Raw genomic sequence first — 6879 nt, 5'->3', positions numbered from 1 at the left:
AATAACACCGCCTATTCCCCACTCACCTTAGACTCCGCGGGGCGCGTGGCCCGTGCTCCGGCCACGCGCCCCACTGGCTGCTCAAGCGGCGCAAGGCCAAGGCGGGAGCCGGACGAATTGCGCGCCCGGCACAGCGAGACGCGATGGCCTTTATAATCGACGCATGAAGACCGCCAAGCCCGCCGCGACCGCTGACAAAGCCACCTCCGCCGCCTCCGCTCACTCCCATGAGCCGGGGCACACGCACGGTGTTTCGCAGGAAGCCGCACTGACACTCGCGGAAGAATATTGCCGCGAACGCGGCGAAAAACTCACGCCGATCCGCCGCAAAGTGCTCGAATTGCTGCTGAATTCCGGGCGCGCCACCAAAGCGTATTCGCTGCTCGACGAGATGCGCCAGATCCATCCCGGCTCCGCGCCGCCCACGGTGTACCGGGCGTTGGACTTTCTGCTCTCGGCGGGGCTCGTGCATCGGATCGAATCGATCAATGCCTTCACCGTCTGCCACGATCTGACGCAATGCCAGCACGGCATCCTGGTGGTATGCCAGCAATGCGGCAACGTCACCGAATTGCATCAGCCGAAACTGCGCCAAGCGCTAGTCGCGCAAATCGAAGACTCGGGCTATCGTCTCGCGAGCGATGAAATCGAATTGAAGGGATTGTGTGCGGCCTGTCAGGCGCTGGAAGCCGCGGCGTCGAGCAAGGAGTCGGGAACGCCCGTCGCCGTCAAGTAACTTTCGGCAACGATCGCGAACCGCACTGCGCCCCGCTCTTGCCATCAAGCCAGGCATCTGAAGAAGCAGTGTCTCACGGCGAGGCTGTCAAGCCGCGCCGCGAATTCGTCAGCTAAATCGAAGCGCTAGGTCAGCCCGCTGCGCGAGCGTCAATCGCATCGTGCAGCAGCGTCACGAGATCTTCGGGCAAAGCCGGCTTGGTCATGAAATGCTGGAAGCCTTCGCCGATGCTGCGTAAGCGATAAGCGTCGTCAGTGTGCCCGGTGAGCGCCACCGCAACCGACGGCGGATGGTCGCCGCGAATCTCGTGATCGCGCAAGCGCTGGATCAGGTAGAAACCGTCCATGGCGGGCAGTTCCAGGTCGCACACCACGGCATCGGGCAACAATCGCAACGCCGCCTCCACGCCCTCTTCCGCATCCGCCACCGCGACGACATGCGCACCTTCTGCTTCGAGTAATAAGGTCAACGATTCCCGACTGTCCGGGTCGTCTTCTACGAGCACGATCGTGGCCTGATCGAGTCTCAATGCTCCGTTCATTTTGCGTTGTTGCTCTAAAAAACCGGTTAGGCCGTCCGACTTGGCCAACGTTTCGCCCTGCTGCTTGCCGCCGATTTGCGCGGCTGCGCTATTGCTGTTCATGGTTCCGACTCGATTTCATGCGCGGAGTTGCAACCAGGCCCAAGATTGTAAAGCATGGCCCGGGCGCCAAACGCGCGCGCACAGTAACGCGCCAAAATTGCACGCCGATGAAAAACCGGCCATCGGTGCCACAGTCACGGCTCTCCGATGCCGACCCGATTCGCCGCGGCGGATCGCGCAAACCCCGGTTCGCACGACCTTCCCGCCCGACGTTTCTTTTCCAATTCCTGTTCGTGTGCGATGCCGGCAGCCTGATTGATGCCGCCTGCATTCACATCCACTCCACCAGTAGCATGTTGCGTGCCTCGCCGTTTTCAGCATCGTACGAATGTGCCGCGCGCGCAGATTGGCTGTGCTCGCTGCGTGGGGCGCTATCATCGTGTGCGCGCGACGCATCGAACTTTGCGTCGCTGCGGCACCGCGCGGCATGCGGTTGCCATGACCCGTTTGCGCTCCCAACCTTGAGGCCGTCCGACACCATGTCCGATCTCGACTCCGCCACACTCGAAGCACTCCGCCAGGTCAGCACCGCTACACTGACTACCCAACTGTTCAAGCACGGCTTGCGCAATACTTTTATGCAAGGCGTCGCGCCGCTCACCGCGCACAGCGGCGCGAATCTGGTCGGTCCGGCGTTCACACTGCGCAACATTCCATCGCGTGAAGACATCGACGTGCTCGAACTGTTTGCCGATCCCGAGTACGCGCAGCGCAAGTGTGTCGAAACGATTCCGGCCGGCCATGTGCTCGTGCAGGATTGCCGCGGCGAGCGCAGCAGCGCGTCGTTCGGTTCGATCCTGACGCAACGCTTGCAGGTTCGCGGCGTGGCGGGCATGGTGTCCGACGGCCCGGTGCGGGACAGCACGACGATCGCCGCGCTCGGCATTCCCGTGTTCTGCGCGGGGGCGAGCGCGCCGCCCAATCTGATTCGCCATCACGCGGTGGATATCAATGTGCCGATCGGCTGCGGCGGTGTCGCGGTGTTTCCAGGCGACGTGATCGTCGGCGATGCGGACGGCGTGGTGGTGATTCCGCTCAAGATGGCGGCAGAGGTCGCGCAAGCCGCTGCCGAACAGGAGCAACTCGAAGTGTTTCTGACCGAGCGGATTCGTGACGGCGCCGCATTGCCCGGCACTTACCCGCCGAACGAAGCGACCAAGGCCGCTTATGAGGCGTGGAAAGAAAAGCGGAAAGCGTGAGACGGTGTGGCGGCGATGGACGATGGCTGGTAGTTGATCGCACCCGCGCGGCACAAGTACGGTTAGAGAGCGTCGCCGGCCATCAACCGGCCTTCTTCGGGCCGATACCCTGCACCAGCAAAGCCACGGCATGCCGCGCGATTTCCGCGCCGCCGATATTGCGGCGAAGCGGATCGTTGCACCACAGTTTCGACGTGGCCAGCGGCAAAATCGTCAGTCCAAGTAGCGTGACGAAGACGAGCGCGGGTTCCAGCTCCGCGTTCAGCCGCCCTTCCTTCTGCCACCGGGCGATGGCCGACAGCGACGCCTTCTGATGCGCGTTGCCGAAGCGCTCGTGCATACGTTGGCGCAACAGGCCGCCGTCGCTGATCACTTCGCGAACCCACAATGACGGAAACCACGGATGCTCGGCGGCCGCTTGCACGAGCCGCTGCGCGAGCTGCGTGATGGCCGCGACCGGGTCGTCGGGATTTTCCTGGAAAGGCACGCCGAGCCCCGCGCGCAGCGGCGCGAAACGTTCGTCGATCAACACGTCGAGCAGTTGATCGCGCGTCTTGAAGTAGTAATGCATCATCGCCGGCGTAAAACCGGCCTCGCGGGCAATCTCGCCGAGCGTGGTGTCGACGATGCCCTGCCGCGCGAACAGCACGAGCGCGGCGTCGAGCAGACGATTGCGCTGCTCCGGTCCGCGCGCGGCGCCGGAAGGTCTGCCCGGGCGCCGCGCGGGCGCGGCACCCGCCTCCGGTTTTTCCGACGATGCGCCCGCGCGGGTTTCAAGAGCGCGGCCGGGCGCGGAACGCGCCTTGCGAACCTTCACCGCAGCCGTATCAGGCAGCGTGCTCTTCACCTTTCGACCATCTGACGGAATCCTTGCCATTGCATTCAATTTGACTGGTGACGCGATGTCGCATATATTAATCTCCGAATTAATTAATTTCAACCCGTGACGCCATGGACCAATCGACCACGACACGCCCCGCCGAACTGACGCACGCGCAGGCAACCGCGCCCGCCCAGGCAGCCGATCATCCGCCGATCCGCCTGCTGTTTCCAGCGTTGCTGCTGGTCATGCTGCTCGCAGCGCTCGATCAAACCATCGTTTCAACAGCGCTGCCGACTATCGTCGGCGAACTGGGCGGCCTCAATAATCTCTCATGGGTCGTGACGGCCTACCTGCTCAGTTCGACCATCGTCGTGCCGCTGTACGGCAAATTCGGCGATCTGTTCGGCCGCAAGATCGTCCTGCAAACGGCGATCATCGTGTTCCTGGTCGGCTCCGCGTTGTGCGGCGTCGCGCAGAACATGACGCAGCTCATCGTGCTGCGCGCGCTGCAAGGCCTCGGCGGCGGCGGCTTGCTGGTGGTAACGATGGCCGCCATCGCCGATGTGATTCCGCCCGCCGAACGCGGCCGCTATCAAGGCGTGTTCGGCGGCGTGTTCGGTCTTGCAACCGTGATCGGCCCGCTGCTCGGCGGCTTTCTCGTCGAGCATCTCTCGTGGCGCTGGATCTTCTACATCAATCTGCCGCTCGGCATCATCTCGCTCGTCGTGATCGGCGCGGTCTTCAAGCCGCACGTTCGCCACGTGAAGCACACCATCGACTACATGGGCGCCGCGTTCCTCGCCGGCGCCCTCACCTGCATCATCCTGTTCACGAGCCAGGGTGGCACGATCCTGCCGTGGTCGTCGCCGCAACTCTGGTTCACGCTGGGCATGGGGCTTGTAGCGATCTGGGGTTTCATCCACGAAGAACGCAGCGCGGTCGAACCGATCATGCCGCTCGAACTCTTCAAACAGCGCACGTTTTTGCTGAGCAGCCTGATCGGCTTCATCATCGGCGTATCGCTGTTCGGCTCGGTCACCTTCCTGCCGTTGTATTTGCAGGTAGTCAAAGGTTCGACGCCCACGGAAGCCGGCATGCAGATGCTGCCGATGATGGGCGGTCTGTTCCTGATGTCGATGGTGACGGGCCGGGTGATCAGCAAGATCGGCAAGTACCGCATGTTTCCGATCGCGGGCACGTTTCTCGTGGCGGTCGCAATGCTGCTGCTCGCACGCCTGCAGATCAGCACGCCGATTCATGTGATGTATATCGATATGGGCATTCTCGGCTGCGGGCTCGGCATGGTGATGCAGGTGCTGATTCTCGCGGTGCAGAACACCGTCGAGTTCAAGCATTTGGGCGTGGCCACTTCAGGCGCGACGCTGTTCCGCTCGATCGGCGGGTCGATCGGCGTGGCCAGCTTCGGCGCCGTGTTTTCCAACGGCCTCGCCGCGCGCCTTGAAAAGTTGATCCCGCCCGACACCGAGTTGCCGCACGCGCTCGGCCCTGCCGCGATCCACGCGTTGCCGCAAGCGTTGCGCGACGACTATCTGCAAGCATTCGCGGGCGCGTTGCACACGGTGTACCTGTCGGCTGCTTGCGTGGTGGTGCTGGCCTTTGCGCTCGCATGGCTGCTGAAGGATCATCCGCTGCGCAAACATTGACTCTTTCCCGCTTTCTTCAGGCGCTTGATGCAAGCGCTTAATGACGAGGTCGGACGCCATGCGCGCCGACCTCGTTCTGTTTTCGGCTTCGCTCGATTCGTGTGAAAAAACCTCTGTGCCTGTTCGTCCTGCCGATGTAGCGGCTATTTCGTCCTACCTACAAATGTTCGCTAGCGCACATAAGATAGGTAGCAACGGCGATTGACGTTCTCATTGAAACCCCACATATTGCAACCAGCGGCAGCGCAAGCGTGGGCTGGTCGCCCAAGACTCTCCGGCGCATGTGGATCGTGATTTCCGCGGACATCGCTCCCGCTTCAACATGATCCGGAACATGCCGTAATGGCATCGTTTTCCAAAGGTGGGTCCACAGCATGTCCACCCAGACACTACTCGGCCACAGTTTTCCGACGCCTTGCAAACGGTGTGGCGGCGCACTGTACCGGCAAGTCGACTATTGCCCGTATTGCGGCGCGGTGCATCCACTCGACGCGGGTCCGCACAAACGCACCGTAATTCCCGGCAGCCGTGCGAGCGCCATGAATAAAGTAGCGCAGAAGAACAGCCTCGACCCGGCGACAGCCGATGAAACCGACCCCACGACGCGTGCCGCGTTCATGGGCGAACCTGCTCATGCCGAGGCAGCGATGCCCGCGTCCGCACTCGTTTCGACGGACAGGCCGATTCCGCCTCTTCCCGCACTGCCCAATGCGGCGGGCCGCGGCGCAATCTCGCTTCGTAAAATGCTGTATGCCATTGGGGCGGTTGTCGTAATCGGCCTGGCGTATGTCGGATATGCGCTATTCAGCGATCACGATTTGTCGAGCGGCAATGGCGACCAGTCCGCCGAAAGTGAAACTACTCAGGATGCCAGAACGACGACCGGCACGATCGCACTGTATTCGCCAACCCAGTCGGCCAACCAGGCCGGCGCCGTGGGCAAACCCGCTACGTCCGTCAATCCCGCGAAGCCGGCACCGGTGATCCCGGCGACGCCCGTCGCGCCGCCGGCGGCCGCTGTGCCCGCCAAGCCCGCGCCGCAGTTCCGCGATGTCGCGCAAGCCGTGCAGGCGGCGCGTCTCGCCTCCCGCGCCAACGATCTCTCTGCGGCGCAAGCCGCTCTCGGCGTCGCGCAAACGATGCAACCGCGCAATTCCGACGTAGAAGACCTCGCGACAGAATTGAAGCCGTTGACCGCCCGCCGCGACGCCGCGTTGCAAGCCGCGCAAACTTGCGCCGCGCAGCAGTCGTGGTCCTGCGCACGCCAGTACGCCAACGAAGCGCTCGCGATCGACACCGGCAGCGACACGGCCAAGTCCATACTTGAACGCGTGATTCGTGAGACCGGCTGGGCGCCGCTCAACCCGCGTGGCGCGGCAGGCGCGCCGCCACAAGGCAAACCGTCGGCGCAGGCGCAAGCCGCTTTGTCGTCACAGCAGGCGGCTCAACTGCAGACTCCACTGCCCAAAGGCATGCCGCCGAACGGCGAAGTCGTGGCGGCCGCCCCGCGGTCCACCACCGCGGCGCCCGACGGCAATAGCGTCGAGGCGCGCGAACGCGCCATCAAGGACTCCGGCTGGAAACGTCCGGCGACCAACGCCGCGAAGCCCACCGCGGGCGGTTCACCGAGCCAGTGACAGATAGTTTGGATACCGAATCGCATAACGAATCTGCCAGAGAATCACACGTATCAGCGCGTTTGGTTTGAGAGGTAACAGACGGACGTGGCAGGCGCGGCACATAGAACATGACATGGCAATCCGGCTCACTGGTGCTTCACGTGCATCGACGCGCGAAGTCATACGAACCTGACC

At 63.1% G+C, this 6879-nt stretch carries 6 protein-coding genes; 4 read left to right on the top strand and 2 right to left on the bottom strand.

Annotated features, from left to right (window positions below):
- Positions 1–163 precede the first annotated feature (163 nt).
- Positions 164–736 (top strand): Fur family transcriptional regulator, encoded by a 573-nt coding sequence (locus PQR54_RS35980; RefSeq protein WP_106311691.1) that lies wholly within the window; start codon positions 164–166, stop codon positions 734–736.
- 130 nt (positions 737–866) lie between these two features.
- On the opposite strand, the gene PQR54_RS35975 is transcribed toward PQR54_RS35980, so the two are convergent.
- Positions 867–1379 (bottom strand): response regulator, encoded by a 513-nt coding sequence (locus tag PQR54_RS35975; RefSeq protein ID WP_106311694.1) that lies wholly within the window; start codon positions 1377–1379, stop codon positions 867–869.
- A 479-nt stretch (positions 1380–1858) separates the two neighbouring features.
- On the opposite strand from PQR54_RS35975, the gene PQR54_RS35970 reads away from it, so the two are divergent.
- Positions 1859–2578 (top strand): ribonuclease activity regulator RraA, encoded by a 720-nt coding sequence (locus tag PQR54_RS35970; RefSeq protein ID WP_408254247.1) that lies wholly within the window; start codon positions 1859–1861, stop codon positions 2576–2578.
- Positions 2579–2660: 82 nt separating this feature from the next.
- Here PQR54_RS35970 and PQR54_RS35965 read toward each other — a convergent pair whose 3' ends face one another.
- Positions 2661–3455, bottom strand: coding sequence for a TetR/AcrR family transcriptional regulator (locus tag PQR54_RS35965; RefSeq protein ID WP_408254244.1), 795 nt, complete (start codon positions 3453–3455; stop codon positions 2661–2663).
- 74 nt (positions 3456–3529) lie between these two features.
- Here PQR54_RS35965 and PQR54_RS35960 point away from each other — a divergent pair, with 74 nt between their 5' ends.
- Together PQR54_RS35960 and PQR54_RS35955 are read left to right on the top strand one after the other, a co-directional pair.
- Complete coding sequence (locus PQR54_RS35960; protein ID WP_408254241.1) at positions 3530–5065, top strand: MDR family MFS transporter; 1536 nt, start codon at positions 3530–3532, stop codon at positions 5063–5065.
- Between the two features lie 374 nt (positions 5066–5439).
- On the top strand, positions 5440–6702 hold the full coding sequence (locus tag PQR54_RS35955) for a zinc ribbon domain-containing protein (RefSeq protein ID WP_408254239.1): 1263 nt from the start codon (positions 5440–5442) through the stop codon (positions 6700–6702).
- The last annotated feature ends 177 nt before the right edge of the window (positions 6703–6879 follow it).

The sequence above is a fragment of the Paraburkholderia phytofirmans genome (assembly GCF_046028095.1).
In the GTDB taxonomy this organism is placed as follows: domain Bacteria; phylum Pseudomonadota; class Gammaproteobacteria; order Burkholderiales; family Burkholderiaceae; genus Paraburkholderia; species Paraburkholderia phytofirmans_A.
Note: the sequence above shows the minus strand (reverse complement) of the source record. Positions and strands in the feature narration are given on the sequence as shown.

What these genes read in the sequence shown, in the direction of transcription:
- PQR54_RS35965 (WP_408254244.1), bottom strand. Translation starts at nt 3,455, where the DNA reads ATGGCAAGGATTCCGTCAGATGGTCGAAAGGTGAAGAGCACGCTGCCT.
- PQR54_RS35970 (WP_408254247.1), top strand. Translation starts at nt 1,859, where the DNA reads ATGTCCGATCTCGACTCCGCCACACTCGAAGCACTCCGCCAGGTCAGC.
- PQR54_RS35955 (WP_408254239.1), top strand. Translation starts at nt 5,440, where the DNA reads ATGTCCACCCAGACACTACTCGGCCACAGTTTTCCGACGCCTTGCAAA.
- PQR54_RS35980 (WP_106311691.1), top strand. Translation starts at nt 164, where the DNA reads ATGAAGACCGCCAAGCCCGCCGCGACCGCTGACAAAGCCACCTCCGCC.
- PQR54_RS35960 (WP_408254241.1), top strand. Translation starts at nt 3,530, where the DNA reads ATGGACCAATCGACCACGACACGCCCCGCCGAACTGACGCACGCGCAG.
- PQR54_RS35975 (WP_106311694.1), bottom strand. Translation starts at nt 1,379, where the DNA reads ATGAACAGCAATAGCGCAGCCGCGCAAATCGGCGGCAAGCAGCAGGGC.